Raw genomic sequence first — 23660 nt, 5'->3', positions numbered from 1 at the left:
CCGCTCCCGGAAGATCCTGGAAGGGCCGGAAGTTCCCTCCCGGAGGGTCCTGGAAGGGCCGCCTCAGGTGAGCAAGTCGTCTACTTGTGCTTCGCCTTCACGGTACCTGCGGGCGATCTCGGCACTGCAGTTGTCCGCGGTCCGCTGGAGCAACTGGCGGCGGCGCGAGACCTGCTGTTCGTAGCGGATGAGCTGTCCCATCGCCGCATGCAGCTCCTCGTCCGTACGGGCGTCGAGGTCCGAGAGTTCGACATCGGCGAGCATGTCGGCGGCGAGCAGCCGGTACTCCTCGTTGTGCGGCGTGGAGAGCGTCACATGGCGGGCGGACGAGCGCTGCCGCGAGGGCGCGTCGGCCAGGATCTCCGACAGCCGGTCCACGACCGGGGCCTCGGGGACGACCGGGGTCTCCGGGTCGCTGCGCCGCGCCAGCTCGGCCCGCAGGATGTCGATCCGGCCCTGCAGCAGCCGTCGTACATAGCTCAGATCCGCCTCGTCGCGGTGCGAGTCACGGCGCAGGACGCGCAGCTCGGGCAGTCGCAGGGCGGGAAGGTCGTGGTGCTTGGGCTTCGGCAGGGCGCCGGTGCGCTGCTGGGGCGGCCGCGCGGGGGCCGTGGCCGTCGATACCGGGACCGGGAATGCGGGAATCACGGGACCGGTCGACTGCCCGGCGCCAGATGTACTCATATGCGTGTGTCCGTCCCCTCGACCGGTGCATGGGGTTTCCCCGGGCCCGGAGGGTCGAGGGGAAGCACCGCCTTGATGCATCGTGCCACTCCTCGCACTCCCGACGCAGGCGCTCTGCACCCGTTCAGCCCCAGATAGGTTGGCCTGTATGCGTGCAGTGGTGCAGAGGGTGGACGGCGCGAGCGTCGTCGTGGCAGGCGAGACGGTCGGCGAGATCGTCGGCGAAGGACTGTGTGTGCTGGTGGGAGTCACCCACGAGGACACGAAGGAGAAGGCGGCGCAGCTGGCCCGCAAGCTCTGGTCGGTCCGGATTCTGGAGGGCGAGAAGTCCTGCTCGGACGTGAATGCGCCCTTGCTGGTGATTTCGCAGTTCACTCTCTACGGGGACGCCCGCAAGGGCCGCCGCCCCACCTGGAACGCGGCCGCGCCTGGCGATGTGGCCGAGCCGCTGGTCGACGAGGTGGTGGCGCAGCTGCGGGCGCTGGGCGCGAGGGTGCAGACGGGCCGGTTCGGGGCGGACATGCACGTCTCGCTCACCAATCACGGCCCGTTCACGGTGATCATCGAGGTCTAGGCTCTGGGGCTCCGGCGCTTCACGGCTCCAGGACTCTGGGGCTCCAGAGCTCCAGAGCTCCACGGCTCTAGGGCTCGACCACGGGCTCCTGCGCCGCCGCCGTGTCTCCCGCCATCAGCTCCGCGTCCACCGGCACATTGCGCTTGACCAGCGCCAGCGCGATCGGGCCCAGCTCGTGATGACGGGCGGACGTGGTCACAAAGCCCAGCTGGCGGCCCTCGGCGCCCTCCGAGGCGAGCCGGATCGGGGTGCCGTGGCCCGGCAGATGCACCTCGCTGCCGTCCAGGTGCAGAAAGACCAGACGCCGCGGCGGCTTCCCCAGGTTGTGGACGCGCGCGACGGTCTCCTGACCGCGGTAGCAGCCCTTCTGGAGGTGGACGGCACTGCCGATCCAGCCCAGCTCGTGCGGAATGGTGCGGTGGTCGGTCTCGAAGCCCAGGCGGGGGCGGTGGCTCTCGATGCGCAGTGCCTCGTACGCCAGGATCCCGGCGACCGGGCCGTTCTCCGCGGCATACGACTCGAGGTCGGCGCGTGGCAGAAACAGATCGCGGCCGTGCGCGGTCTCCCGTACGACCACGCCCTCGGGCGCCTTGGCGATGGAGCCTGCGGGCAGATGCACGACCGCGAACTCCTCGGTGCGGTCGGCCACTTCGACCCGGTAGAAGAACTTCATCGACTCCAGATAACCGATCAGCGCCTCCTGCGTGCCGGGCTCGACATGAGCCCAGACCGTCTCGCCGTCGTCGACGAGATACAGCGCGTGCTCGATATGGCCGTGCGCGGACAGGATCAGCGCCTCGGTGGCCTGCCCCGGCGGCAGCTCGCTCACATGCTGCGTGAGCAGCAGATGCAGCCAGCTCAGCCGGTCGTCGCCGGTGACGGTGATGACGCCGCGGTGCGAGAGATCGACGAGGCCGGTACCGTCCGCGAGGGCGCGCTGTTCGCGGAACAGATCGCCGTAGTGCGCGGCGACTCCTTCGTCATGTCCTTCGGCGGCAACGGCGCCTGGCAGCGACAGCAGAGGGCTCTTCATGCGGTAAGCCTACGACTCGGTAGTTGACGCCTCAGCGGTGCAGCTCTCACAGCGGCCGAAGATCGCGAAGTGCTTCATGTCGGTCTCGAAGCCGAAATTCGCGCGCAGCGTCGCGGTGAAGTCGGCCGCGACCTGGACATCCGCCTCGATCACATTCGTACAGTCCCGGCAGACCAGGTGGATGTGGTGGTGGCGGTCGGCGAGATGGTAGGTGGGGGCGCCGTGGCCGAGGTGGGCGTGGGAGACCAGACCGAGCTCTTCCAGGAGCTCAAGCGTGCGGTAGACGGTGGAGATGTTCACGCCGGACGCGGTCTTGCGGACCTCGGAGAGGATGCCGTCGGGCGTCGCGTGCTCGAGCCTGTCGACGGCTTCGAGGACAAGCTGGCGCTGTGGGGTCAGCCGGTAGCCGCGCTGCCGCAGGTCGCTTTTCCAGTCGGTGCTCACCACGGGTCCAGTGTATGCGCGGCCCGTCCGGCGGGGCCGAAAACCGGGGCTGCGCCCCGCACCCCGCCGGGGCTCCGAGAATCCCGTTCGGACCTACTTGAAGAAGGCGATTCCGTCGTCGGGGAGGTCACCGAGGTCCTTGGCCCACGCCTCGACCTGTTCCGGGGAGACGACCTTCTTCAGATGCGCCGACATGTACGGCCGCATCGGAACGTCCGGAGTGGACCTCTCGCCAACCCACATCAGGTCGCTCTTCACATAGCCGTAGAGCCGCTTGCCACCGCTGTGCGGACGCGAGGTGGCGGTGCGCGCCACGGCGTCCGTCACCAGGTCGATCTGCGGCTTCTGATCGGCGAGCTCGCCGTACCAGATCTCGACGACGCCCTGGTCACGGACCATGACGACCTCGACCTTGCGGGCGGAGTCGATACGCCAGTAGCCGGACTCCGACTCCAGGGGCCTGACCTTGTTGCCCTCGGCGTCCAGGACCCATGAGTGGGAGTGGTACTCGAGGAAATCCCGGCCGTCGTGGCTGAAGGTGACGGACTGGCCGAAGTTGCACTTCTCGGCGCCCGGGAAATCTGAAACGCCCACACCCTCCCAGGTGCCGAGGAGGAAGGCGAGGGGGACGAGGTCCGGGTTCAGGTCGGACGGAATCTCGATCATGAGCAGCTCTGGCGATCTGTAGAGATACGGGGGTGACGAACGCTGACTAGCGCTGGCCCTGGTACAGCTTCTTCACGGTCAGACCGGCGAAGGCGGCGACGCCGACGCAGACCAGGACCAGCAGGGCTTCGAAGAATGCCTCAAGCACGGGGTGCTCCTCGGGATGAGCGGGTGGGCGGTATAGGGCCGGGCCCCAGCCTAATGGGTGGGGGCCCGACCCTCTCTGCGAGGTGTGTCAAGCGTTCCGGCGCTCGCGCGCTGAGGCGCTCTCGCGTTCTAGCCGAGGAGCTGGTTCTGGAGGACGACGGTCTGGTGGAAGGGGACGGCGGCGGCCGTGCCCTTCTTCGACTGGACGATCAGCGCGATCGTGTCGCCCGCCGTGATGTACGCGTGCCGGACATGAACGGCGCCGCGGGGTGCCGCCTCGTCGTACACAACCCGTTCCGTCGAGGGAACGGTCGCCGAGGGCGGGTACGACTCGTCGAACGGTGCGGTGTCCTCCACCCCGATGACCGGACGGGTGGCGTCCAAGTCCCCTCCGAGGTGATTGACGAAGAACGAGTCGGCGAAGGCGGACGACCGGAAGCGGACCAGGTAGATCCGGGTCGAGGTCGAGTCCGGCATGGTCCAGCCGCGGGCCGCGATGTCGAGCAGACCGTCGTCGGTGAGGTCCTGCTTCATCTCGGGCCGGTCCTCCTCCGGGTACTCCGCGAGGAAACGGTCCGCCGACACCAGGTTCTTGCCGCCGCCCAGGGCCGGGACGGCCTTCGCGCCCTCGGGCGCCGGAAGCAGCAGCGCGCTGAGGCTCGCGTAGTGGATCTGGCCGGTGTTGCCCTTGTCGAACGGCAGCTCGGCACCCGCCGGAAGCGCCGGCTTCGTCAGCTTCGGGTACACCCAGCGGCCGTCGTTCTCGGTGCTGAGGCCGGGGAAGTCGGTCCGCGTCTGCTCGGTGATGCCGTACGCAACGCCGGCACCGAGTGAGCCGAAGACGAGCACGGCCGCGGTCCAGCGGAGCGCGGCACGCAGTTTCCGGCGCTCGGGCTTGGGTGTGGGCTCCGCCAGTACCTCGGGCTCCGTCGGCACCTCAGGGGCTTCGGGCGCTTCGGGCGCGGGCTCCGCCAGTACCTCGGGCGCGGGCGTCAGCTGGGGCACCGCCGGTGCCTCCGGTGCCTCGGGCTCGGCCAGCTGCGGGGACGGATTCTGCTCCGGCAGCGCGGGCATCTCAGGCATCTGGCCGGTCACACGTACTCCCCGGGGGACTTCAGATGGTCGAGCTGCTTGGAGAGCATCGTCGCAGCCTCTTTGGTGTCGAGCGGCTTGACCCCGTACGCCGTCGCGCTCACCAGCACATTGCCCTGGTAGGCGCTGCAGAACATGGCGTCGAGCTTTTCCTTGGAGTCCTTGGGCATCAGGAAGCATCTGGCGTTCTTGTAGCCCTGGATCGCGGGGCCCTTGCGGAAGATGCCGAGTGCGTCCGCGAACTCGCTCTGGAACTGCGCCAGTTCGCGGCCCTTCCCGGCGTTCTCGATCTGCGCGAGCCGGGTCTCGATGACGAGCCCGCCCTCGCTGACGCGGTAGCTGCGCATCGCGACACCCTGCAGCTTCAGCTTGTCGATCGCCTTGTTCTGCTTGGTGCGCTGAGCGGAGGGCAGGCCGCGTGCGCCCTCCTTGAACGAGGCGATGGCCTGCCTCTTGCTGAGGACGGTGTCGTTCCCGTACTCGCCGATGTCCGGGCCCAGTTCATAGCCATCCGGCACCGGCAGCAGACTGGCGGCGAGTCCCTTGGGCTGGGTGGCCTTGTCGTGGCCCGCGGCCCCGCCCTTCGGTTCCGCCCAGACGACGGTGGGCGCGGTGCGGTCGGCGTCGCCGAGCCTGTCCAGCGCCCAGACGCTGCCGCCCGCGACGACAGCGAGGGCGAGTACGGCACACGCGCCGGCGACCAGCCTGCGGCTGATGCGGCGGGGCGCCTTGGGGGTGGCGAGGATTTCCGGGGCGGGTTCCTGGGACTCCGGATTCCCCGGGGTGGCCTGGGACTCCGGATTCCCCGGGGTGGCCTGGAACTCCGGAGTCCCCGGGGTGGCCGTCTGCTCGGTCACAGGCGCTCCAACTGCTGCTTGGCGACGGACATCACGGCCTTCGCGGACACCTTGCGGGTGTTGTTCAGGTACCAGATCTCCATGACGACATCACCGCGCTGGGCGACGGCCCTGGCCTGGTACAGCGGCTCGTATCCGGACTCGCGGATCGGTTCGTCGTAGACGTAGACCCGTCCGTTGCCGCTGCCGGGGATGGGCTTGCCCCTGTTCCCTGCGTAGTCGTCCATGGCCATGTAGCCCTGCTGGCCCCGGCCGAAGTCGCGGGCCGAGAGCACGTCGTCGTCGCGGAACTGGATCAGGTTGACGGTGACGAAGACCTCGCCGCGCTCCTCCCAGGAGGTCGTCGCGATCCGGCGAGGATCGTCCTTCACCAAGTTCTCGAACATGAGGTCGGGCTCTTTGAACCCCTCCGCGTACTCGACGAGGCTCATCCAGCCCGCGGACAGCGACTTGTCGGCTGTGGCGCCCTTCGGCTTCTTCAGCAGCAGCTTGCGCAGATCGCCGTCCGTCTTGACCTGGCGGTTCACATTGACCGACTGCGCGGTGGTGCCCGCGCCCGCCGGAACGCTCTGCGAGTCACGCAGGTCCGGCTGCGACAGCGGCGGCAGCGCGGTCGGCTCACGGTCGTACTGGACGGCGTAACCGGTGACCACGCCGGCGACCACACCGAGCACCGCCGCGCCGCCGATCAGGAGGGTCGTACGGCCCCGCCTGCGCGGCGGGCGCGGCGGCGATTCCTGCCGCTCAGGATGAATTTCTGGCGTTTCCAAAAGGTCCCCCCACGGGACATGAAGCACAGATTCCGTTACCTGTACACAGCACAGACCACCGACGGGCGGGTGGGGTTGTGCGGCCCGGGATTACAGTTCGGGCATGTCGAAGAAGCTCGTGATCAAGGTGACCGCCGGCGCCGACGCGCCCGAACGCTGCTCGCAGGCCTTCACGGTGGCGGCCGTCGCCGTCGCCAGCGGTGTGGAGGTCTCGCTCTGGCTGACCGGCGAGTCCTCGTGGTTCGCGCTGCCGGGCAGGGCGGCGGAGTTCGAGCTGCCGCACGCCGCGCCACTGCCCGATCTGATCGAGTCGATCCTGGCAGCCGGGCAGATCACGCTCTGCACGCAGTGCGCGGCGCGGCGGGAGATCACGGAGAAGGATGTGCTCGACGGCGTACGGATCGCGGGCGCGCAGGTCTTCGTCAGCGAGATCATGCCGGACGGCGTCCAGGCGCTCGTCTACTAGGGCCTGGCGCTAGCGCTTCCTCTTGCCGTCGAGCTCGTCCCACCACTCGTCGGACTTCGGGTCCCCGGACGGATCGTCCCACCAGCGGTCCTCGGGCCCGCGGCCATTGGCGATCATCGCGGCGATCGGCGGGATGACCATGGCGACGACACACATGCCGACGGCGGCGGGAATCGACCACAGCCGCACGAAAGCCCAGGCGGACACGAAAAGGACCAGGCATCCGCCCATCATCAGGAAGTAGGCGTGACGTCGCCGCGCGTACATACCTCCAGCGTACGACCGGAAGCCCGGACGACACCGGAAACCGGGACGACCGAAGGGCCGCACCCGGTTCCAGGAAAGCGTCCAACCCCCTGGGGTGCGGCCCTTCGGCCGGTACGAGATGACTCAGACGGCGATGGCCACCTCAGCCAGGCCGCCGGTCTGCGCGACGACCGTACGGTCCGCCGTGGCGCCCGGGACGAGAGCGCGCACCGTCCACGTGCCCTCGGCCGCGTAGAAGCGGAACTGTCCGGTCGCCGAGGTCGGGACCTCGGCGGTGAACTCGCCGGTCGAGTCCAGCAGACGGACGTAGCCGGTGACGGGCTCGCCGTCACGGGTCACGCTGCCCTGGATGGTCGTCTCGCCGGGCTTGATCGTCGAAGCGTCGGGGCCGCCGGCCTTTGCTCCACACATAGAGGTTGTCCTTCGTGAGCGGGGAGGGGAGGGGTATTTACTTATTGGCGCCGAGCTCGATCGGCACGCCGACGAGGGAGCCGTACTCGGTCCAGGAGCCGTCGTAGTTCTTGACGTTCTGGACGCCGAGCAGCTCGTGCAGGACGAACCAGGTCAGCGCGGAGCGCTCACCGATGCGGCAGTACGCGATGGTGTCCTTCGCCAGGTCGACCTGCTCCTCGGCGTAGAGCTCCTTGAGCTCGTCGTCCGACTTGAAGGTGCCGTCGTCGTTGGCGTTCTTGGACCACGGGATGTTGCGCGCGGACGTGATGTGGCCCGGACGCTGCGACTGCTCCTGCGGGAGGTGCGCCGGGGCGAGCAGCTTGCCGCTGAACTCGTCGGGGGAGCGCACGTCCACCAGGTTCTGGTTGCCGATCGCGGCGACGGCGTCGTCGCGGAAGGCGCGGATGGAGGTGTCCTGGGCCTTGGCCTTGTACTCGGTCGCGGCGCGCTCCGGCACCTGAGCGCCGTCGACCAGGTCGCGGGAGTCGAGCTCCCACTTCTTGCGGCCGCCGTCGAGGAGCTTGACGCTGTCGTGGCCGTAGAGCTTGAAGTACCAGTAGGCGTACGAGGCAAACCAGTTGTTGTTGCCGCCGTAGAGGACGACGGTGTCGTCGTTGGCGATGCCCTTCGCCGAGAGGAGCTTCTCGAAGCCCTCCTGGTCGACGAAGTCACGGCGGACCGGGTCCTGGAGGTCGCTCTTCCAGTCGATCCGGACGGCGTTCTTGATGTGGTTCTTGTCGTACGCCGAGGTGTCCTCGTCGACCTCGACGATGACGACCTTCGGGTCCTCGATGTGGGCCTCGACCCAGTCGGCGTCTACCAGGACGTCGCTGCGGCTCATGCTCTTTCTCCTCCGGGGCAGTGTGCGGCGGGTGGTGCGAAGAGGGGTGTGCGGGTACGCGCAGCACGCGGCTTACCGGCACGAGGGGTGGCCCTGACAGAGGTCAAAGGGCCCGGGGGATACGGGAGTCGGGCTCCCGCTCAGAAGGTGCGACAGAGCATGGCGGCGACGCGGCACAGGTCTACTGCCCGCCGCTTCGTGAGATCCGCCTGTCGCTTCATGCGTCCGAGCTTAGGGACGGTTCGGCCGCCATGTCACCGGCGTGTCGGATGCTGAGACGCGATCATCCACTATGTGGGACGCGAGGGCGCTCGGGACGGACCGTGCGCGGCCCCGCGCCGGATTGCGCCCCTTCGCCATCTGCCCAGCGGACGGTGCGTCTCAGCATGCGGTCGGGCCGGAAAATCAGCCCGCCAGCGAGACGTTCGTACCCGTACCCGAGAAGCGCAAGCCCGCGTCCGTCGCCGCCACCTTGTCGAGCTTGATGCTCGACGGCATCCCGGCGATCTTCAGGTCGTAGTCGATGACCTCGCGCAGCTTCTTGTCGAAGCCCGGCAGCGGGAGCCTCGGCAGCGACTCGGCCTTCAGCTGGACCGTGCTGCCGCCCCTGAGCGAGACCGTGCTGTAGGCGCTGACCATACGGCCCTTGAGCATGCCCTTGAAGGCGCCGGGCACCTGGATGCCCGCGCCCTCCAGCAGGTCGGTGAGCGGCCCGGTGACCTTGACCTGGCCCTTTGCGGCCCGCTCCGGTCCCGCGTAGCCGACGGTGGCGCCCTTGGGCGCGGCCTTCGTCAGATCGGCGTAGGAGATCCGGGCCGAGCCGTCGGCCTTGTCCGCGACGGCGGAGGAGAAGCTGCTGTCGATCTTCACGCTGCGCAGCTCGGCCTTGACTTCGGTGACGTTGACCGAGCGGCCGCCCGCGCTGGCGGTGATACCGGCGAGGCTGACGTCGACCTCGTCGAGCTCCTTGCCCACGACCTGGGTGAGGAACGGGAAGCCCTTGATGGAGATCTCCGGCGTCGAGCTCAGCCCCTGGCTGCTCTTGATCTTGTCGGCCGCCTCGGACTCGGCCATGTTCACCGCGATCCGGTCCGCGGCGACGAAGATGCCGCCGAGGATCACGACGACGATCAGCAGTATTCGCAGTGCGCGCATTGCTCGGTGTCCCCCACCCTGTCCGTCCGCCCCCGTGACGCCGCGAGCCTAAACCAGTGCGGACGACGCCTGCTGTCGAATGATCGACGTTTGAGCCAGGGGCTTTGGTTCCTGACGGGGGGACCGCGCAGGTCACACCAGGGCGCGGCCGATCAGATAGACCGCGGGTGCCGCGGCGGTCAGCGGCAGGGCCACGCCCGCCGTCATGTGGACGAAACGGGAGGGGTAGTCGTAACTCGCCACCCGCAGTCCGGCCAGCGCACAGACACCGGCGGCAAGGCCGAGCAGCGCACCCTTGGCGCCCACGTCGGTCAGGCCACCGGCCGCGATGCCCGCGCCGGTCGCGGCCAGCAGCGACAGGGCGACGGATGCGACACCCGGCAGCGGCAGCGCGCGGGCCACGACGGCCACCGCGACCGCGATCCCGCCGATGACCACGGCGTCGTCCACGGCCGCGAGCTGCCCGGTCGCGAGGATGGCGAGTGCGGCCGACGCGACGGTCGCCATCAGGCCGTACATCCGCTCGTCCGCGCCCGCGTGGCTGCGCAGCTGCAGTACGAGCGTGAGCAGCACCCAGACGCCGAGCGTGCCGATGATCGCGGCGGGCGCGTGCTCGCGGCCGACGGAGAGCAGTACGGCGTCGGCGGCGAGGCCTCCCGCGAACGCGAGCGCGATGCCCTGGCGGGCGGGCCACATGCCGTTCAGCCGGAACCAGCCGGCCGCGGTGAGTGCCTGGAGCAGGACGAGCGGTACGAGCAGGGCGTACTGGCCGATGGCCGCGCCCGTGGCGAGCAGCAGTGCGAGGGCGGCGGTCAGCCCGGCGGGCTGCAGGCCCGGCGCGATGACCGGCGAGCGCCCCTCGGCGCGGGCGCGCTGGGCGTCGGTGATCCGGGCGTTGCCGAGGGTGGTGGGGGCGCTGTATCCGTCGGTCTCCGCGGGGGGCTCGTACGCCACGGGTTCCGGGGCCTGGGCCTCGGGCGGCAGCGGGTACGCGGCCTGCGGCGGCAGATACGCGGCGTCCGGGGCGGCGGCCTGCGCGGGAGGCAGAATCGGCTGGTACTGCGTGTCCCAGGTCTCGGCCTGCCAGGTCTGGGTGGCGCCCGGGTCGTAGACCGGCTGCTGGTACGGATCCTGGTACGGCGGCTCGTACGGCTGCTGCTGCCCGTACGGATACTGCTGATCGCTGCTCATGATGTGCGGTTCACCCTCCTGCGAACGGCGGGAGCACCTCGACCGTGCCGCCCTCGGCAAGCCGTACGGTCTCATGGCCCCGGGTCCCGACGGGGTCACCGTCGATGAGGAAAGAACACCGTTGCAGTACGCGCGTCAGCTCTCCCGGGTGCCGTTCGCGCACCGCTTCGAGCGCCTCGGCGAGCGTCCCCGCCGCGTACGGCTCCTCCGCGACCCCGGCCGCTGACTTGGCCGCGGCCCAGTAGCGGATCGTTCCCGCTGCCATGACGGCACTCCTTTCGTCGGCTTCCATGATGGGCTACGCGCGGATCAGCCAGTCCGCGAGACGGGCAAGCAGCTCCTCGTCGGCGGCGTTCTCGGCGTGTCCCATGCCCGGTTCCAGCCACAGTTCGGCGTCACCGGCGGCGGCCAGCATCCGGGGATGGTCCAGCGGGAAGTACGGGTCGCGGTCGCCGTGGACGATCAGCAGCGGCGTCGGAGCGATGAGCGGTACGGACTCGACCGGGGAGAGCGGGACCGGGTCCCAGACCTCGGAATGGATACGGGTGGCCAGGCCGTAGCGGCCGACGAGCCGGCCGAGGGGGCGGGTGACCACCCAGTGCAGCCGCCGCATAGGGGCCGTACCGCGGTAATACCAACGAGCGGGAGCACTGACGGCGGCCACCGCGTCCGTGCGCGCCTCTTTACGCCCCCCGTGCATCGCCGCGTGACGCAGCACCACGGAGCCGCCCATCGAGAATCCGGCCGTCACCACCCGCGTGTGACCGAATCCACGTGCCCATTCGACTGCGGCCGCGAGATCGAGTACCTCGCGGTCGCCGACCGTGGAGCGGCCGCCGGAGCCTCCGTGCCCCCGGAAGGAGAACGTGACGACGGCCGCACGCTGGGCGAACACCCGTGCCGCGCGGCGTACGGACGGCCGGTCCACCGACCCCGTGAAACCGTGCGCGATGACGATCGCGGTGGCACTGACACCGGCGGTACACGGCTCGTACACAGCCTCGATACGGACGCCGTCACTGGTCCGCAGGATTGCGTGCCGAGGGCCGCGAGTGGTCGAGGAAACGTCCGAACTGTGAAATGGACCCTCTGACAGGGAACTCATGTGGGCTATTCTGCTGGGCAGAGGATCCGGGCAACGAAGCCCCCGGGTCCTTTTGTGTTTCCCGGCCGTTGTTACAGGCGGGTGAACAAAGGCTCTCAGGGCGCGGGAGCCACCGTACGAAGCAGTGCCGCAACGTCCTCGCAGGGACCGAGGAGGAACCGACGTTATGGGCGAGCGAACCGTGCACAACCGCAGGACGAACCGGGCAGGTGGGGCGCGATGAGCTCTCTGCTGCTCCTTACCAATGCCCTCCAGCCGTCGACGGAGGTGCTTCCCGCCCTCGGACTGCTTCTGCACAACGTCCGGGTGGCCCCGGCCGAGGGACCGGCTCTCGTCGACACCCCAGGTGCCGACGTGATCCTGATCGACGGCCGCCGCGATCTGCCGCAGGTGCGATCACTGTGCCAGCTGCTGCGGTCCACCGGGCCCGGCTGTCCGCTGATCCTCGTCGTGACCGAGGGCGGACTCGCGGCCGTGACCGCGGACTGGGGCATCGACGATGTGCTTCTCGACACAGCAGGGCCCGCCGAGGTCGAGGCGCGGCTGCGGCTGGCGATGGGCCGCCAGCAGATCACCTCGGACGACTCCCCCATGGAGATCCGCAACGGCGACCTGTCGGTCGACGAGGCGACGTACAGCGCGAAGCTGAAGGGCCGGGTCCTGGACCTGACCTTCAAGGAGTTCGAGCTGCTGAAGTACCTCGCGCAGCACCCGGGACGGGTCTTCACCCGTGCGCAGCTCCTCCAGGAGGTCTGGGGCTACGACTACTTCGGCGGTACGCGCACGGTCGACGTGCACGTACGGCGGCTGCGCGCGAAGCTCGGCCCGGAGCACGAGTCGCTGATCGGGACCGTACGGAACGTGGGCTACCGCTTCGTCACTCCGGAAAAGGTCGAGCGCGCGGCGGAACGCGCGGCCGAGGAGGCCAAGGCGAAAGCTGCGGCCGCCCTCGCCCGTACGGCCGCAGAGTCCGTCGCCCGTACGGAGGACACGGCCGAGCAGCATGAACCAGCCGTACGCCCTGCCCAGAGGTAGGTCACCCCGCGTAGACTGCCGCGCGTGGCCAAGGTGACGCGGGACGATGTGGCGCGACTGGCGGGGACTTCGACCGCGGTCGTCAGCTACGTCATCAACAACGGACCCAGGCCGGTCGCCCCGGCCACGCGCGAGCGGGTACTCGCCGCGATCAAGGAGCTGGGGTACCGGCCGGACCGGGTTGCCCAGGCGATGGCATCGCGGCGGACCGACCTCATAGGCATGATCGTGCCGGACGCCCGGCAGCCGTTTTTCGCCGAAATGGCGCATGCGGTGGAACAGGCCGCGGCCGACCGCGGAAAAATGGTGCTCGTCGGGAACAGCGATTACCGCGACGAGCGCGAGGTCCACTATCTGCGGGCCTTCCTCGGAATGCGCGTCTCCGGGCTGATCCTGGTCAGCCAGGGCCCCAGCGAGCGGGCGGCGGCCGAGATCGAGGCCTGGGACGCACGGGTGGTGCTGCTGCACGAGCGGCCCGAGGCGATCGACGACGTCGCCGTCGTGACCGACGACATCGGCGGGGCGCAGCTCGCGGCGCGGCATCTGCTGGAGCACGGGCACGAGTACGTCGCGTGCCTCGGCGGCGTCGAGAACACCCCGTCGGTCGGCGACCCGGTGGCAGACCATGTCGAGGGCTGGCGGCGGGCGATGCTGGAGTCCGGGCGGTCTGTGGACGGGCGGCTGTTTCAGGCCCCGTACAACCGCTACGACGCATACCTGGTCGCCCTGAAGCTGCTGTCCGGGCCCGACCGGCCGCCGGCGATCTTCTGCTCGACGGACGACCAGGCGATCGGTGTCCTGCGCGCGGCGCGGGAACTGCGGATAGACGTCCCGGGCGAGCTCGCGGTGGCGGGCTTCGACGACGTCAAGGAGGCGGCCCTGACGGACCCGCCCCTCACGACGGTCTCCTCGGACCGCCCGGCCATGGCCCGCGCGGCGGTGGACCTGGTACTGGACGACGGGCTCCGGGTGGCGGGGTCGCGGCGGGAGCGGGTGAAGCAGTTCCCGTCGGGGCTGGTGATCCGGCGGTCCTGCGGCTGCGTATAGCTCGCGGGGCGCGGCGGTTGGGCTGTCCGGGGTGCCCCCGGCGCCGTGAGGTGCGGGTTCCCGGACGCGGGGTGTGCTGCGCGGGCTTCCCCTCCCCGCCCCTTCCTGAACCGGGGCTCTGCCCCGGACCCCAGAACTTTTATATCGGGCATACACACTTCTGTCGGGCTTCTCAGCACCGCCTCAGAAAGCTCTCATCTACAGGCGCGAGAGTCAGTCCCATGACGGACTACTACAGCTACCCGCAGCAGCCTCAGCAGCCGCAGCCCCAGCCGTACGACACGGGCGCCTACCCCCCGCCCCCGTCCCATGAGCCCACTCCGCCGAGGGCCAGGGCCAAGCGGCCCGTCGCGCTGATCGCCGCCGTCGCCATCGCCGCCGCCGTCATCGGCGGCGGCGCCTCCGCGCTCGTCCAGCAACTCACCGACAACGGCAACAGCGGCAGCGGCTCCGGCGTCACCGGCACCACCGTGGCCCAGAGCAGCAAGGGCACCGTCGCCGGAGTCGCCCAGGCCGTCTCGCCGAGCATCGTGGAGATCAACGCGACCTCCAACGCCGGGCAGTCCACCGGTTCCGGCGTGATCATCACCGCCGACGGCGAGGTCATCACGAACAACCACGTCGTCGCCGGAGCCGACTCCGTGAAGGTCCGGCTCAGCAATGGCAAGACGTACACCGCCAAGGTCGTCGGCACCGACCCCGACAAGGATCTCGCCCTCATCAAGCTGGAGGGGGCGAGCGGCCTCAAGGCGGCGGCGCTCGGCGGCTCCGGCAAGGTCAGGGTCGGCGACGAGGTCGTCGCGATCGGCTCGCCCGAGGGCCTGACCGGCACTGTCACCAGCGGAATCGTCTCCGCTCTGAACCGTGATGTGACGGTCGCGAAGGAGCAGGACCAGGGCCAGCAGCAACAGCAGCAGGGCGGCGGCTGGCCCTTCGAGTTCGGCGGCCAGCAGTTCAACGGCGACACGGGCTCGTCGAAGACGACGTACAAGGCGATCCAGACCGACGCATCCCTCAACCCCGGCAACTCCGGCGGCGCCCTGATCAACATGAACGGCCAGATCATCGGCATCAACTCCGCGATGTACTCGCCCAGTTCGGCCACCAGCTCCACCGCCGGCAGCGTCGGACTCGGCTTCGCCATACCGATCGACACCGTCAAGGCCGACCTCGACAACCTGCGCTCCGGCGGCAACAGCTGAGCGCGTGCGAGGCTGATGCCATGACGACCCCCCGCGAAGGCGACCGCATCCTCATCGTCGACGACGAGCCCGCCGTCCGTGAGGCGCTCCAGCGCTCGCTCGCCTTCGAGGGGTACGGGACCGAGGTCGCCGTCGACGGCATCGACGCCCTCACCCGGGCGGAGGCGTACGCGCCCGACCTGATCGTCCTCGACATCCAGATGCCCCGGATGGACGGCCTGACCGCGGCTCGGAGGCTGCGCGCCTCCGGGTCGACGACGCCGATCCTGATGCTGACCGCGCGCGACACCGTCGGCGACCGCGTGACGGGTCTCGACGCGGGCGCCGACGACTATCTGGTCAAGCCGTTCGAGCTGGACGAGCTGTTCGCCCGGATCCGCGCGCTGCTGCGGCGCAGCTCGTACGCGACGACGGCGGGCGCGGCGCCCGACGACGACGTACTGGCCTTCGCCGATCTGCGGATGGACCTGGCGACCCGGGAGGTCCACCGCGGCACGCGCCGGGTGGAGCTGACGCGTACGGAATTCACGCTGCTCGAGATGTTCCTGGCGCATCCGCGCCAGGTGCTGACCCGCGAGCAGATTCTCAAGGCTGTCTGGGGCTTCGACTTCGAGCCCAGTTCGAATTCGCTGGATGTGTATGTGATGTATCTGCGGCGCAAGACGGAGGCGGCCGGGGAGCCGCGCCTGGTCCACACGGTGCGTGGCGTGGGGTACGCGCTGCGGTCGGGCGGCGCGGAGTGATCGGTAAGTTCCGCGCGCTGCCGCTCAGGTCGCGGCTGGCGCTGCTCGTCGCGGTCGCGGTGGCCGTCGCGGTCGCGGCCGTCTCCACCACGTGCTGGTTCCTCGTGCGCGGGAAGCTGTACGACGAGCTCGACTCCAAGCTGCAGGCCGCGATCCCCGACATCCGGGTAGGGCCCAACGACATCGCCACACTGCTTCGCACATGCCCCCAGGCCCCCGCCGCATACGGCGGCCCGAAGCCCGTCTACTACTACCAGCTCGTCCGGAACGGCCACGACAAGCCCTGCGTCTTCGCCAACTCCGCCGGAACGGTCGAGATCGACAGCAGGGACCAGGACGTGGCGCGGCACGCGGACCCCACCGTCTGGACGTTCCGCAACGGCACGGACACCAACGGCAAAGACATCCGCGTGCTTGCCTTCGCAGCCATCGCCCAGGGTCCGGGCGGCGGGATCGTCTCGGACACAGCCATGGTGATCGGGTACCCGCTCAAGGAGACCGAAGGCACCCTCAACGACCTGGCCCTCCTGCTGCTCATCGTGTCGGGCATCGGCGTCGTGGGCGCGGGCGTCGCCGGTCTCTGGGTCGCCCGGACCGGCCTCAAGCCCGTCGACCGGCTCACCGGAGCCGTCGAGCATGTCGCCCGTACCGAGGATCTGACCGTGCGCATCCCCGTCGAGGGCGAGGACGAGATCGCCCGGCTCTCCCGCTCCTTCAACTCGATGACCGCCGCGCTCGCGAGCTCCCGCGACCGGCAGGCGCAACTGATCGCAGACGCCGGGCACGAGCTGCGTACGCCGCTGACCTCGCTGCGTACGAATATCGAGCTGCTGGCGCGCAGCGACGAGACGGGCCGGGCGATCCCGCCGGCCGACCGGGCCGCGCTGATGGCCTCGGTCAAGGCACAGATGACCGAACTAGCGGCGCTCATCGGTGACTTGCAGGAGCTGTCGCGTCCCGATGCCGTGGACCGGGGGCCGCTGAAGGTGGTCGGCCTGCACGAGATCGCGGAGGCCGCGCTGGAGCGTGCCCGGCTGCGCGGACCTGAGCTCCGCTTCGAGGCGGAGCTGGAGCCCTGGTACGTACGGGCGGAGCCTGCCGCGCTGGAGCGGGCGCTGGTCAATGTCATGGACAACGCGGTGAAGTTCTCGCCGACGGGCGGGACGGTCGAGGTGGGCCTGCGTCAGGGCGAGCTCACCGTGCGGGACCACGGTCCCGGAATCCCGGCGGACGAACTCCCGCATGTCTTCGAGCGGTTCTGGCGCTCCCCGTCGGCGCGCGCGCTGCCGGGCTCGGGGCTCGGGCTTTCGATCGTGGCCCGCACGGTGCAGCAGTCGGGCGGCGAGATCTCGCTGGGCCCGGCGGCGGGCGGCGGCACGCGCGCGGTGATCCGGCTGCCGGGCGCGGCAACGCCACCGCCCGGCTAGCCCTGACGCCCCCTAGTTGTGCCTGAGCAGTGAATCGACAAGTCCCGAGCGGGTGTTGGGGAAGTCCAGCGGCACGATGCCGAGTCCCTTCCAGCCGCTCGCCTCGGAGCCGTTGATGAAGGTGTGGACCCTCGGGTTGAGGTTGTCGGAGTTCCAGCGCGGCGGCAGGTAGGCGGAGGTGCTGACGAAGTTGATGAACAGCTTTCCGGGCTGCTGGGCCGCCTTGCGGAAGTGCGCCTCGATCTTGGGGTACTTGGCGTTCGGCGCTGCGTTCCAGTCGTCCTGGATGTCGAACACCGCGCTGTCCCACAATTTGACGCCGGGCAGCCCGCCGTTGTCGGCGATGAGAACGACCTTGCCGCGGGCCTCGCCCAGCGACGGCAGCCCGTCGCCGATGCGGAACAGCGGTCGCCAGCCCTTGGCGTCGAGGTAGGTGTCGAAGACGCGGCGGAAGGTCGCGTCGCTGTCCTCCGAGTACTCCTGCTTGACGCGCATGAGGACGGTTTCGGAGGGGTGGGCGTTCAGGAAGTCCCGGCAGGCGATGAGCACGTCGCCGAACATCAGGTTCTGGTAGGACGCCCCGTGGTGGATGGCGAACGAGTCCCCGGTGACCCGGCAGCGCACGTCCAGGAAGCGGATGCCGCTGTTCAACTGGTCGGCGATGGTGGTGTTCTGGCACTGAGACCAGAGCCCGCCGAAGCGCGCGCCCGAGTCGTGGGTGCCGGGGATCGTCAGCCGCGCGAGGGCGGTGCTGTCCGCGGAGCCCGCCATCCAGTCCTGCGTGGACAGGGTGCGGCGGGGTGCGGCGAATGCGGGGGGTGCGCCGATGAGTGCGGTGGCGGAGACGGCTGCCGCGCCCGCGAGAAAGCTCCGTCGGTCCATGGTCCGGGATTATGGCGGGGTCACGTCAAGAAGCACCAGACTCAGGACTGGCCAGTAACAAACGGCTGAATCAGGCCTCGTGATCAGGCCTCGTCCGGAAATGCCGGTGGGGCGGCAGCCCCGTGGCCCGCCGCCCCACCGTCCCGCCGAGTACTGCTACTTCACGACGGCGATCCGGCCCGTCACCGGCGGCGCCAGCGGCGCGCTCGCGCTGGAGTGCGCGGCCAGATAGGCGTTGAGGATCTCCAGGTCGGAGGCGCCGACGAGCTTGTTCTTGTGCTCCTTGAGCACCGGGAAGCCGTCACCGCCGCCCGCCAGGAACTCGTTCATCGCGACCCGGTAGGTCTTCGCCGGGTCGATCGCCTCGCCGTTCAGCTTCACCGAGGAGTCCACGATCCGGTCCGCGCCGGTCTTGGTCAGATCCAGGGTGTACGTGAAGCCCTTCGACACCTGGAGGATCTTCGGGGAGGCCTGATTCGCTCCGCTGACCTGCTGCTTGAGCGTGGTGATCAGCTGGGCGCCGGTCAGGTCGACGACGTTCATCATGTTGGTGAACGGCTGCACGGTGAACGCCTCGCCGTAGGTCACCACACCGTCGCCCTCACTGCCGGACGCCTTGTGGACCAGTCCCGCGCGGATGCCGCCCGGGTTCATGATGGCGAGCTGCGCGCCGCCCTTGTCCGCGGGGGCGAGGCCCTCCTGCTGGGCGTCCGCGATCAGATCGCCCAGGGGCTTCTCGGCCGCGTCGAAGGGGTTCTCGATGTCGGCGGAGATATAGCCGACGGGGCGGCTCGCGATCGGCGCGGCCAGCGTGTTCCACCGCTGGATCAGCTGGGTCATGTCCTCGGCCTTGGGCACGTCACGGGTGACGACATGGTTCGCCGAGGCCACGGCCGTACGGACGATGTCGTTCGTCCGACGGTCGTAGGTGAGCGTCGTGTCCGTGTACAGCTTGCCGAACGAGGCCGCCGAAGTGACCGTACGCGGCCTGCCGGACGGGTCCGGGATGGTGCACGCGTACGCCTGGTGCGTGTGACCGGTCACCAGGGCGTCGACCTGCGGGCTGATCTTCTTGGCGATCTCGACGATCGGGCCCGAGACGCCGTCGCCGGGGCCGGGGCTGTCGCAGTTGTAGTTGTACGAGCTGGAGGCGGGCAGGCCGCCCTCGTGGATCAGGGCGACGATCGACTTGACGCCCTTGCGCTCCAGCACCTTGGTGTACTTGTTGATCGTCTCGACCTCGTCGCCGAACTTCAGGCCCTTCACGCCCGCTGCGGTGACGATGTCCGGCGTGCCCTCCAGGGTCACGCCGATAAAGCCGATCTTGACCCCGTTCTTCTTCCAGATGAAGTAGGGGTCGAGCAGCGGCTTGCCGGTCTTCTCCTTGGTCACGTTGGCGGCGAGATACGGGAAGTCCGCGCCCTGGAACGTCGTGCCCTTCTCGTAGCAGCCGTCGGTCTTGTGACAGCCGCCATTCTGCATCCGGGCGAGCTCCACGGCGCCCTCGTCGAACTCGTGGTTGCCGACCGAGGTGACGTCGAGCTTCAGCTTGTTGAGCGCCTCGATGGTCGGCTCGTCGTGGAAGAGCCCCGAGAGCAGCGGCGAGGCGCCGATCATGTCGCCCGCGGCGGCGGTGACCGAGTACTTGTGGTCCTTGCGGGCCTCGCGCAGATGCGTGGCGAGGTACTCGGCACCGCCCGCGTCGATGGTCTTGGTGGTGCCGTCCGCATTGGTGTGGGTGACCCGCCCGGCCGAGCCGGCGGGCGGCTCCAGGTTTCCGTGCAAGTCGTTGAAGGACAGCATCTGTACGTCGACGGTGCGGCCGAAACCATGGCCGTGTCCGTGGCCGTGTCCGCTCTCCTGGGCGCCTGCGGGCATCGCGGCGACCAGCGCGCCGACGGTGGTCAGCCCGGCGAGTGCGGCGAGTATGCGGCGGCGGGTCTTGTGCGGTGTCGCTGACATCTGTCCCCTTGTCAGTTTCAGCGTGGCGTAAGGGAATGCGAGCGGCAGCCTAGAGTCAACGCGCGTAGCGCGACAGGGGGGTACGGGTTACGACCAGATTGCTTTCGCGCCACAACGGGATGATCTTCGCACCGCGGGTCGAAATGCCGAACCCCGCAGATCCCGCGGCCGCCACCTCCCGCCGTACGCTCGTCCCATGACCACTGACGCAGTGTTTCCGGAGCCCGGGCGGCAGATCCAGACCGTGGACGAGCTGAGCCCCGAGCAGGCCGAAGCCGTGCTCGGCATGCTCGCCGAGGCCGCCCGCGCCGATGGGATGCAGGCCGTCTCCGAGCAGGGCCGGCTGCAGCTGCGCGGCGGGAAGCGGGAGGGCGTGCGGCATCTGCTGCTCACCGTCGAGGGCCGGCTGGTCGGATACGCGCAGCTGGAGGACACCGACCCCGTCGAAGCCCCGGCCGCCGAGCTGGTCGTCCATCCCGGGCACCGGGGACGCGGCCACGGGCGGGCGCTGGGCAGCGCGTTGCTGGGTGCCTCCGGCAAGCGGCTGCGGGTGTGGGCGCACGGCGGGAAGTCCGCCGCGCGGCATCTCGCGCAGGTGCTCGGGCTGACCCTGTTCCGCGAACTGCGCCAGCTGCGGCGCCCGTTGAGCCCGCTGGACATTCCCGAGCCGGTCTTCCCGGCCGGCGTGACCGTACGCACCTTCGTGCCCGGCCAGGACGACACCGCCTGGCTCGCCGTGAACGCCGCGGCCTTCGCCCACCACCCCGAGCAGGGCTCGCTCACCCAGCGGGATCTCGACGACCGCAAGGCCGAGCCCTGGTTCGACCCCAAGGGCTTCTTCCTGGCCGAGCGCGGCGGGGAGCTGATCGGCTTCCACTGGACGAAGGTGCACGCCGCCGAGCACCTCGGCGAGGTGTACGTGGTCGGCATCCGTCCCGACGCCCAGGGCGGCGGACTCGGCAAGGCCCTCACCGCCATCGGGCTGCGGTATCTCGCCGCGCAGGGCTTGCCGACCGCGATGCTCTACGTCGACGCGGACAACACGGCGGCACTGAGTGTGTACGAGCGCCTCGGCTTCACGACGCACGAAGTGGATCTCATGTACCGCACGGAGTCCTGAGCACACGAACTGGCAAGGGGCCGGTGGGGGTTGACACCGGCCCCTCTCTTGCATCACTCTTCCACTACTCAATTAGTGAAAGGGTGGTGCATCCAGCATGGTCGAGTTCCGTATCGACCGGCGCAGCGGCGTCGCCACCTACCTCCAGATCGTCCAGCAGACCAAACAGGCCCTGCGCCTCGGCCTGCTGGAACCGGGCGACCGGCTGCCCACGGCCCGCGAGGTCGTCGAAGCAACCGCGATCAACCCGAACACCGTGCTCAAGGCCTATCGCGAACTGGAACGCGACGGCCTCGTCGAAGCACGGCGCGGCCTCGGCACCTTCGTCACCCGCACGCTCGGCGGCGGCACCCAGGCCGACCACGCGGCCCTGCGCGCCAACCTCACCGACTGGGTGACCCGGGCCCGCGACGCCGGTCTGGAGAAGGACGACATCACTGCGCTCTTCACATCCGTCATGGAAGAGCAGGACAAGGGGGACCACGCATGACAGCCGCAGCCATCGAGGCAAGGGGCCTTGGCCGGCGTTACGGAAGGCGACGCAGCCCGGCCCTGCGCGACTGCTCGTTCCGGGTGCCCACCGGACGGGTCTGCGCACTCGTCGGCCCCAACGGCGCCGGCAAGTCCACCCTCCTCGCGCTCGCCGCCGGGCTGCAGCGCCCGAGCGAAGGCGCCCTGCGTATCCTCGGCGCCGACCCCGCCTCCGTACGCGAGAAATTCGCCTACGTCGCCCAGACCAAGCCCCTCCACCCGCAGCTCACCGTCGGGGACACCCTGCGCCTGGGCCGCGAGCTCAACCCGGGCCGCTGGGACGCCTCTGTCGCCGAACGCGTCGTCGCCGACGGCGAGCTGGACCCGGGCGCCCGCGTCCGCTCGCTCTCCGGCGGCCAGCGCACCCGCGTTGCCCTCGCGCTCGCCCTCGGCAAGCGTGCCGAGCTGATGCTGCTGGACGAACCAATGGCCGACCTCGACCCGCTCGCCCGCCACCGCCTGATGGGCACGCTGATGGCCGAGGCCGCCGAGCACGGCACCACCGTCGTGATCTCCTCGCACATCCTCACCGAGCTGGAGACCACCTGCGACTACGTCCTCCTCCTCGATGGCGGCCGTGTCCGCCTCGCCGGCGAGACCGAGGACCTGCTCATCGCACACACCCTGATCACGGGGCCGGTCGCCGACCTGGACCCGCACATCGTCGTCGAATCACGGACGACGGGACGTCAGCTGACCGCGCTGGTACGGGGGTCCGGCGCGGTCAGCGACGTCTGGCAGACGGACCGGCCCTCCCTGGAGGAACTGCTCATGGCCCATCTCCGCAGCCCCGGCGCCCCGGCACTGCTCACCCCGACCGCGGAGGTGGCAGCGGCATGAGCGCCCCCGCCACCCCCGCGGTCCCGGCGGCCTCCCCGGCCCCGGCGGCCCCTGCCTCCCGTGGTCTCCACGGCCTGCCCTGGGCGGTGCTGCGGCTGCACCGCGGCGCGCTGCTGGTCGCCCTCACCTTCCTCGCCACCGGCGCCGCCGCCCTCGTGTGGCTGCACGCCGCAGGCCCGGAGGCCGTACGGTCCCTCTCCTGCGGATCCCCCGACAGCGGCCTGCGTCCGTGCCTCGATTCCACCACCACCTCCGCCGCCGCCGAATACGGCGGCAGCATGAGCACGGCGGCCACGCTGATCGCCTGGCTGCCGTTCGCCGTGGCCGTATACGCGGGCGCTCTACTGATAGGCCGCGAGCTGGAGCGTGGCACGGCCGCCCTGGCCTGGACCCAGTCAGTCACGCCGACCCGCTGGCTGGCCGCGAAACTCCTGCTCCCCGCAGTGCTGATCACCACGAGCATCTCGCTGCTCTCACTCCTGTACCGCTGGGCGCGCAGCTCCGGCACGGAAGCGCTGGTCGACGAGTGGTACTACGACGACGTGTTCCGTGCGCTCGGGCCCGCAGGCATCGCGTACACGCTCTGCGGCCTTGCCATCGGCGCGCTCGCAGGCCTGTTGCTCCGCCGGGCCCTGCCCGCGGCCGGCCTCGCCTTCCTCGCCACCGTCTTCCTGGCCGTCCTCGGCGACCGGTACCGCGAAGAACTGTGGCCGGTCACAGACCGGACCACCACCGGCTCCGCCTCCGAGCTGACCAACGGCGTCTGGCAGCTGGAGAACGGCGTGCTGAGCACCTCTGGGCAGCGCATCGCGGAGACCCGGTGCTGGGACCAGTACGGCCAGGCTCTGGCACAGTGCCAGTCGAAGGAGGGCATGAGCGGCAGCTACGCCGTCTTCCACCCCGGCTCGCACTTCTGGCCGCTCCAGATCGTCGAGACCGGTATCGTCCTCGCCCTCACCGCGGGCGTGACGTTCGCTGCCTTCCAGGTGCTGCGCCGACGCCACGGCTGACCCCACGGACCGGGCCCGGGTTCGTATCCATCTGCGGAGGGCTCCTGGGGGTGCCGACCCCCTCGGGAGCCCTGCCCCGCTATCCCGCACGTCATGTCGTCGTTACCGGGCATTCA

The 23660-nt window shown here is 69.8% G+C and carries 28 protein-coding genes; 11 read left to right on the top strand and 17 right to left on the bottom strand.

All coding sequences use genetic code 11. The features are described 5' to 3' along the window. Positions 1-63: 63 nt before the first annotated feature. Positions 64-684 carry an AmfC protein gene (locus ABZS64_RS08235; RefSeq protein WP_355824857.1) on the bottom strand — a complete coding sequence of 207 codons (621 nt, stop codon included), beginning with the start codon at positions 682-684 and terminating at the stop codon, positions 64-66. A 148-nt stretch (positions 685-832) separates the two neighbouring features. Between ABZS64_RS08235 and dtd the strand changes: the two genes are divergently transcribed. After that, complete coding sequence (gene dtd, locus ABZS64_RS08230) at positions 833-1258, top strand: D-aminoacyl-tRNA deacylase (protein ID WP_355824855.1); 426 nt, start codon at positions 833-835, stop codon at positions 1256-1258. Between the two features lie 67 nt (positions 1259-1325). Here dtd and ABZS64_RS08225 read toward each other — a convergent pair whose 3' ends face one another. The 6 genes from ABZS64_RS08225 to ABZS64_RS08200 all read right to left on the bottom strand — a co-directional run bounded on the left by ABZS64_RS08225 (position 1326) and on the right by ABZS64_RS08200 (position 6267). After that, positions 1326-2291 carry a folate-binding protein gene (locus tag ABZS64_RS08225; RefSeq protein ID WP_355824851.1) on the bottom strand — a complete coding sequence of 322 codons (966 nt, stop codon included), beginning with the start codon at positions 2289-2291 and terminating at the stop codon, positions 1326-1328. Between the two features lie 9 nt (positions 2292-2300). Beyond that, a complete protein-coding gene (locus ABZS64_RS08220) occupies positions 2301-2738 on the bottom strand; it encodes a transcriptional repressor (RefSeq protein WP_355824850.1) in 438 nt (145 codons plus the stop codon). Positions 2739-2828: 90 nt separating this feature from the next. Further along, positions 2829-3401 carry an FABP family protein gene (locus ABZS64_RS08215; RefSeq protein ID WP_355824848.1) on the bottom strand — a complete coding sequence of 191 codons (573 nt, stop codon included), beginning with the start codon at positions 3399-3401 and terminating at the stop codon, positions 2829-2831. 276 nt (positions 3402-3677) lie between these two features. Continuing rightward, positions 3678-4643: a hypothetical protein gene (locus ABZS64_RS08210; RefSeq protein ID WP_355824845.1), complete on the bottom strand. Its 966-nt coding sequence runs from the start codon at positions 4641-4643 to the stop codon at positions 3678-3680. Further along, positions 4640-5497 carry a hypothetical protein gene (locus ABZS64_RS08205; RefSeq protein ID WP_355824842.1) on the bottom strand — a complete coding sequence of 286 codons (858 nt, stop codon included), beginning with the start codon at positions 5495-5497 and terminating at the stop codon, positions 4640-4642. Before ABZS64_RS08205 ends, ABZS64_RS08210 begins: the two co-directional genes overlap by 4 nt. After that, positions 5494-6267: a hypothetical protein gene (locus tag ABZS64_RS08200; RefSeq protein WP_355824839.1), complete on the bottom strand. Its 774-nt coding sequence runs from the start codon at positions 6265-6267 to the stop codon at positions 5494-5496. The genes ABZS64_RS08205 and ABZS64_RS08200 overlap by 4 nt, the downstream gene beginning before the upstream one ends. Positions 6268-6370: 103 nt before the next feature. Between ABZS64_RS08200 and ABZS64_RS08195 the strand changes: the two genes are divergently transcribed. Next, positions 6371-6733, top strand: a complete 363-nt coding sequence (locus ABZS64_RS08195; protein WP_355824836.1) for a DsrE family protein — start codon at positions 6371-6373, stop codon at positions 6731-6733. A gap of 9 nt (positions 6734-6742) precedes the next feature. On the opposite strand, the gene ABZS64_RS08190 is transcribed toward ABZS64_RS08195, so the two are convergent. From ABZS64_RS08190 to ABZS64_RS08155, 8 genes are all read right to left on the bottom strand, one after another. Continuing rightward, the gene (locus tag ABZS64_RS08190) at positions 6743-7000 is read right to left on the bottom strand and encodes a DUF3099 domain-containing protein (RefSeq protein ID WP_355824833.1); all 258 of its coding nucleotides are present in this window, start codon (positions 6998-7000) and stop codon (positions 6743-6745) included. A 123-nt stretch (positions 7001-7123) separates the two neighbouring features. Continuing rightward, complete coding sequence (locus tag ABZS64_RS08185; RefSeq protein ID WP_142217934.1) at positions 7124-7411, bottom strand: DUF1416 domain-containing protein; 288 nt, start codon at positions 7409-7411, stop codon at positions 7124-7126. Positions 7412-7448: 37 nt separating this feature from the next. Next, positions 7449-8294 carry a sulfurtransferase gene (locus tag ABZS64_RS08180; protein WP_355824829.1) on the bottom strand — a complete coding sequence of 282 codons (846 nt, stop codon included), beginning with the start codon at positions 8292-8294 and terminating at the stop codon, positions 7449-7451. Positions 8295-8434: 140 nt separating this feature from the next. Then, positions 8435-8515, bottom strand: coding sequence for a putative leader peptide (locus tag ABZS64_RS08175; protein WP_350310325.1), 81 nt, complete (start codon positions 8513-8515; stop codon positions 8435-8437). A gap of 184 nt (positions 8516-8699) precedes the next feature. Then, positions 8700-9449 carry a DUF2993 domain-containing protein gene (locus ABZS64_RS08170; protein WP_355824827.1) on the bottom strand — a complete coding sequence of 250 codons (750 nt, stop codon included), beginning with the start codon at positions 9447-9449 and terminating at the stop codon, positions 8700-8702. Between the two features lie 132 nt (positions 9450-9581). Beyond that, positions 9582-10715 (bottom strand): hypothetical protein, encoded by a 1134-nt coding sequence (locus ABZS64_RS08165; RefSeq protein ID WP_355824824.1) that lies wholly within the window; start codon positions 10713-10715, stop codon positions 9582-9584. Then, positions 10651-10905 carry a MoaD/ThiS family protein gene (locus ABZS64_RS08160; RefSeq protein ID WP_355824821.1) on the bottom strand — a complete coding sequence of 85 codons (255 nt, stop codon included), beginning with the start codon at positions 10903-10905 and terminating at the stop codon, positions 10651-10653. Before ABZS64_RS08160 ends, ABZS64_RS08165 begins: the two co-directional genes overlap by 65 nt. 33 nt (positions 10906-10938) lie before the next feature. Next, a complete protein-coding gene (locus ABZS64_RS08155; protein ID WP_355824818.1) occupies positions 10939-11745 on the bottom strand; it encodes an alpha/beta fold hydrolase in 807 nt (268 codons plus the stop codon). A 219-nt stretch (positions 11746-11964) separates the two neighbouring features. On the opposite strand from ABZS64_RS08155, the gene ABZS64_RS08150 reads away from it, so the two are divergent. The 5 genes from ABZS64_RS08150 (at position 11965) to ABZS64_RS08130 (ending at position 17199) form a co-directional block, all read left to right on the top strand. Then, complete coding sequence (locus ABZS64_RS08150; protein ID WP_355824815.1) at positions 11965-12780, top strand: response regulator transcription factor; 816 nt, start codon at positions 11965-11967, stop codon at positions 12778-12780. Positions 12781-12804: 24 nt separating this feature from the next. Continuing rightward, entirely contained in the window at positions 12805-13827 is a 1023-nt protein-coding gene (locus ABZS64_RS08145) for a LacI family DNA-binding transcriptional regulator (protein WP_355824813.1), read from the top strand. 221 nt (positions 13828-14048) lie between these two features. Beyond that, positions 14049-15029, top strand: a complete 981-nt coding sequence (locus ABZS64_RS08140; protein ID WP_355824811.1) for a trypsin-like peptidase domain-containing protein — start codon at positions 14049-14051, stop codon at positions 15027-15029. A 20-nt stretch (positions 15030-15049) separates the two neighbouring features. Further along, a complete protein-coding gene (locus ABZS64_RS08135; RefSeq protein WP_355824809.1) occupies positions 15050-15772 on the top strand; it encodes a response regulator transcription factor in 723 nt (240 codons plus the stop codon). Beyond that, positions 15769-17199, top strand: a complete 1431-nt coding sequence (locus ABZS64_RS08130; RefSeq protein ID WP_355824806.1) for a HAMP domain-containing sensor histidine kinase — start codon at positions 15769-15771, stop codon at positions 17197-17199. Before ABZS64_RS08135 ends, ABZS64_RS08130 begins: the two co-directional genes overlap by 4 nt. Before the next feature lie 12 nt (positions 17200-17211). Here ABZS64_RS08130 and ABZS64_RS08125 read toward each other — a convergent pair whose 3' ends face one another. Both ABZS64_RS08125 and ABZS64_RS08120 read right to left on the bottom strand, forming a co-directional pair. Continuing rightward, positions 17212-18081 carry a phosphatidylinositol-specific phospholipase C gene (locus ABZS64_RS08125; RefSeq protein WP_355824804.1) on the bottom strand — a complete coding sequence of 290 codons (870 nt, stop codon included), beginning with the start codon at positions 18079-18081 and terminating at the stop codon, positions 17212-17214. Positions 18082-18237: 156 nt separating this feature from the next. After that, positions 18238-20043 (bottom strand): bifunctional metallophosphatase/5'-nucleotidase, encoded by a 1806-nt coding sequence (locus tag ABZS64_RS08120; protein WP_355824802.1) that lies wholly within the window; start codon positions 20041-20043, stop codon positions 18238-18240. Between the two features lie 196 nt (positions 20044-20239). On the opposite strand from ABZS64_RS08120, the gene mshD reads away from it, so the two are divergent. The 4 genes from mshD to ABZS64_RS08100 all read left to right on the top strand — a co-directional run bounded on the left by mshD (position 20240) and on the right by ABZS64_RS08100 (position 23544). After that, complete coding sequence (mshD, locus tag ABZS64_RS08115; protein ID WP_355824799.1) at positions 20240-21163, top strand: mycothiol synthase; 924 nt, start codon at positions 20240-20242, stop codon at positions 21161-21163. 97 nt (positions 21164-21260) lie between these two features. Beyond that, a complete protein-coding gene (locus ABZS64_RS08110; RefSeq protein WP_175257566.1) occupies positions 21261-21653 on the top strand; it encodes a GntR family transcriptional regulator in 393 nt (130 codons plus the stop codon). Then, the gene (locus ABZS64_RS08105; protein WP_355824795.1) at positions 21650-22534 is read left to right on the top strand and encodes an ABC transporter ATP-binding protein; all 885 of its coding nucleotides are present in this window, start codon (positions 21650-21652) and stop codon (positions 22532-22534) included. The genes ABZS64_RS08110 and ABZS64_RS08105 overlap by 4 nt, the downstream gene beginning before the upstream one ends. Beyond that, positions 22531-23544: a hypothetical protein gene (locus ABZS64_RS08100; RefSeq protein ID WP_355824793.1), complete on the top strand. Its 1014-nt coding sequence runs from the start codon at positions 22531-22533 to the stop codon at positions 23542-23544. The genes ABZS64_RS08105 and ABZS64_RS08100 overlap by 4 nt, the downstream gene beginning before the upstream one ends. Positions 23545-23660 lie beyond the last annotated feature (116 nt).

Source organism: Streptomyces sp. NPDC005408 (assembly GCF_040606445.1).
Taxonomy (GTDB): domain Bacteria; phylum Actinomycetota; class Actinomycetes; order Streptomycetales; family Streptomycetaceae; genus Streptomyces.
The sequence above is the reverse complement of the archived record's forward strand: the minus strand, read 5'-3'. Positions and strand labels throughout refer to the sequence as shown.

Bases quoted from the DNA above. Each gene is read 5' to 3' on its own strand.
- dtd (WP_355824855.1), top strand. From the start codon at position 833: ATGCGTGCAGTGGTGCAGAGGGTGGACGGCGCGAGCGTCGTCGTGGCA.
- mshD (WP_355824799.1), top strand. From the start codon at position 20,240: ATGACCACTGACGCAGTGTTTCCGGAGCCCGGGCGGCAGATCCAGACC.
- ABZS64_RS08175 (WP_350310325.1), bottom strand. From the start codon at position 8,515: ATGAAGCGACAGGCGGATCTCACGAAGCGGCGGGCAGTAGACCTGTGC.
- ABZS64_RS08110 (WP_175257566.1), top strand. From the start codon at position 21,261: ATGGTCGAGTTCCGTATCGACCGGCGCAGCGGCGTCGCCACCTACCTC.
- ABZS64_RS08120 (WP_355824802.1), bottom strand. From the start codon at position 20,043: ATGTCAGCGACACCGCACAAGACCCGCCGCCGCATACTCGCCGCACTC.
- ABZS64_RS08140 (WP_355824811.1), top strand. From the start codon at position 14,049: ATGACGGACTACTACAGCTACCCGCAGCAGCCTCAGCAGCCGCAGCCC.
- ABZS64_RS08185 (WP_142217934.1), bottom strand. From the start codon at position 7,411: ATGTGTGGAGCAAAGGCCGGCGGCCCCGACGCTTCGACGATCAAGCCC.
- ABZS64_RS08105 (WP_355824795.1), top strand. From the start codon at position 21,650: ATGACAGCCGCAGCCATCGAGGCAAGGGGCCTTGGCCGGCGTTACGGA.
- ABZS64_RS08125 (WP_355824804.1), bottom strand. From the start codon at position 18,081: ATGGACCGACGGAGCTTTCTCGCGGGCGCGGCAGCCGTCTCCGCCACC.
- ABZS64_RS08160 (WP_355824821.1), bottom strand. From the start codon at position 10,905: ATGGCAGCGGGAACGATCCGCTACTGGGCCGCGGCCAAGTCAGCGGCC.
- ABZS64_RS08195 (WP_355824836.1), top strand. From the start codon at position 6,371: ATGTCGAAGAAGCTCGTGATCAAGGTGACCGCCGGCGCCGACGCGCCC.
- ABZS64_RS08100 (WP_355824793.1), top strand. From the start codon at position 22,531: ATGAGCGCCCCCGCCACCCCCGCGGTCCCGGCGGCCTCCCCGGCCCCG.
- ABZS64_RS08190 (WP_355824833.1), bottom strand. From the start codon at position 7,000: ATGTACGCGCGGCGACGTCACGCCTACTTCCTGATGATGGGCGGATGC.
- ABZS64_RS08170 (WP_355824827.1), bottom strand. From the start codon at position 9,449: ATGCGCGCACTGCGAATACTGCTGATCGTCGTCGTGATCCTCGGCGGC.
- ABZS64_RS08165 (WP_355824824.1), bottom strand. From the start codon at position 10,715: ATGAGACCGTACGGCTTGCCGAGGGCGGCACGGTCGAGGTGCTCCCGC.
- ABZS64_RS08225 (WP_355824851.1), bottom strand. From the start codon at position 2,291: ATGAAGAGCCCTCTGCTGTCGCTGCCAGGCGCCGTTGCCGCCGAAGGA.
- ABZS64_RS08135 (WP_355824809.1), top strand. From the start codon at position 15,050: ATGACGACCCCCCGCGAAGGCGACCGCATCCTCATCGTCGACGACGAG.
- ABZS64_RS08235 (WP_355824857.1), bottom strand. From the start codon at position 684: ATGAGTACATCTGGCGCCGGGCAGTCGACCGGTCCCGTGATTCCCGCA.
- ABZS64_RS08155 (WP_355824818.1), bottom strand. From the start codon at position 11,745: ATGAGTTCCCTGTCAGAGGGTCCATTTCACAGTTCGGACGTTTCCTCG.
- ABZS64_RS08215 (WP_355824848.1), bottom strand. From the start codon at position 3,401: ATGATCGAGATTCCGTCCGACCTGAACCCGGACCTCGTCCCCCTCGCC.
- ABZS64_RS08180 (WP_355824829.1), bottom strand. From the start codon at position 8,294: ATGAGCCGCAGCGACGTCCTGGTAGACGCCGACTGGGTCGAGGCCCAC.
- ABZS64_RS08150 (WP_355824815.1), top strand. From the start codon at position 11,965: ATGAGCTCTCTGCTGCTCCTTACCAATGCCCTCCAGCCGTCGACGGAG.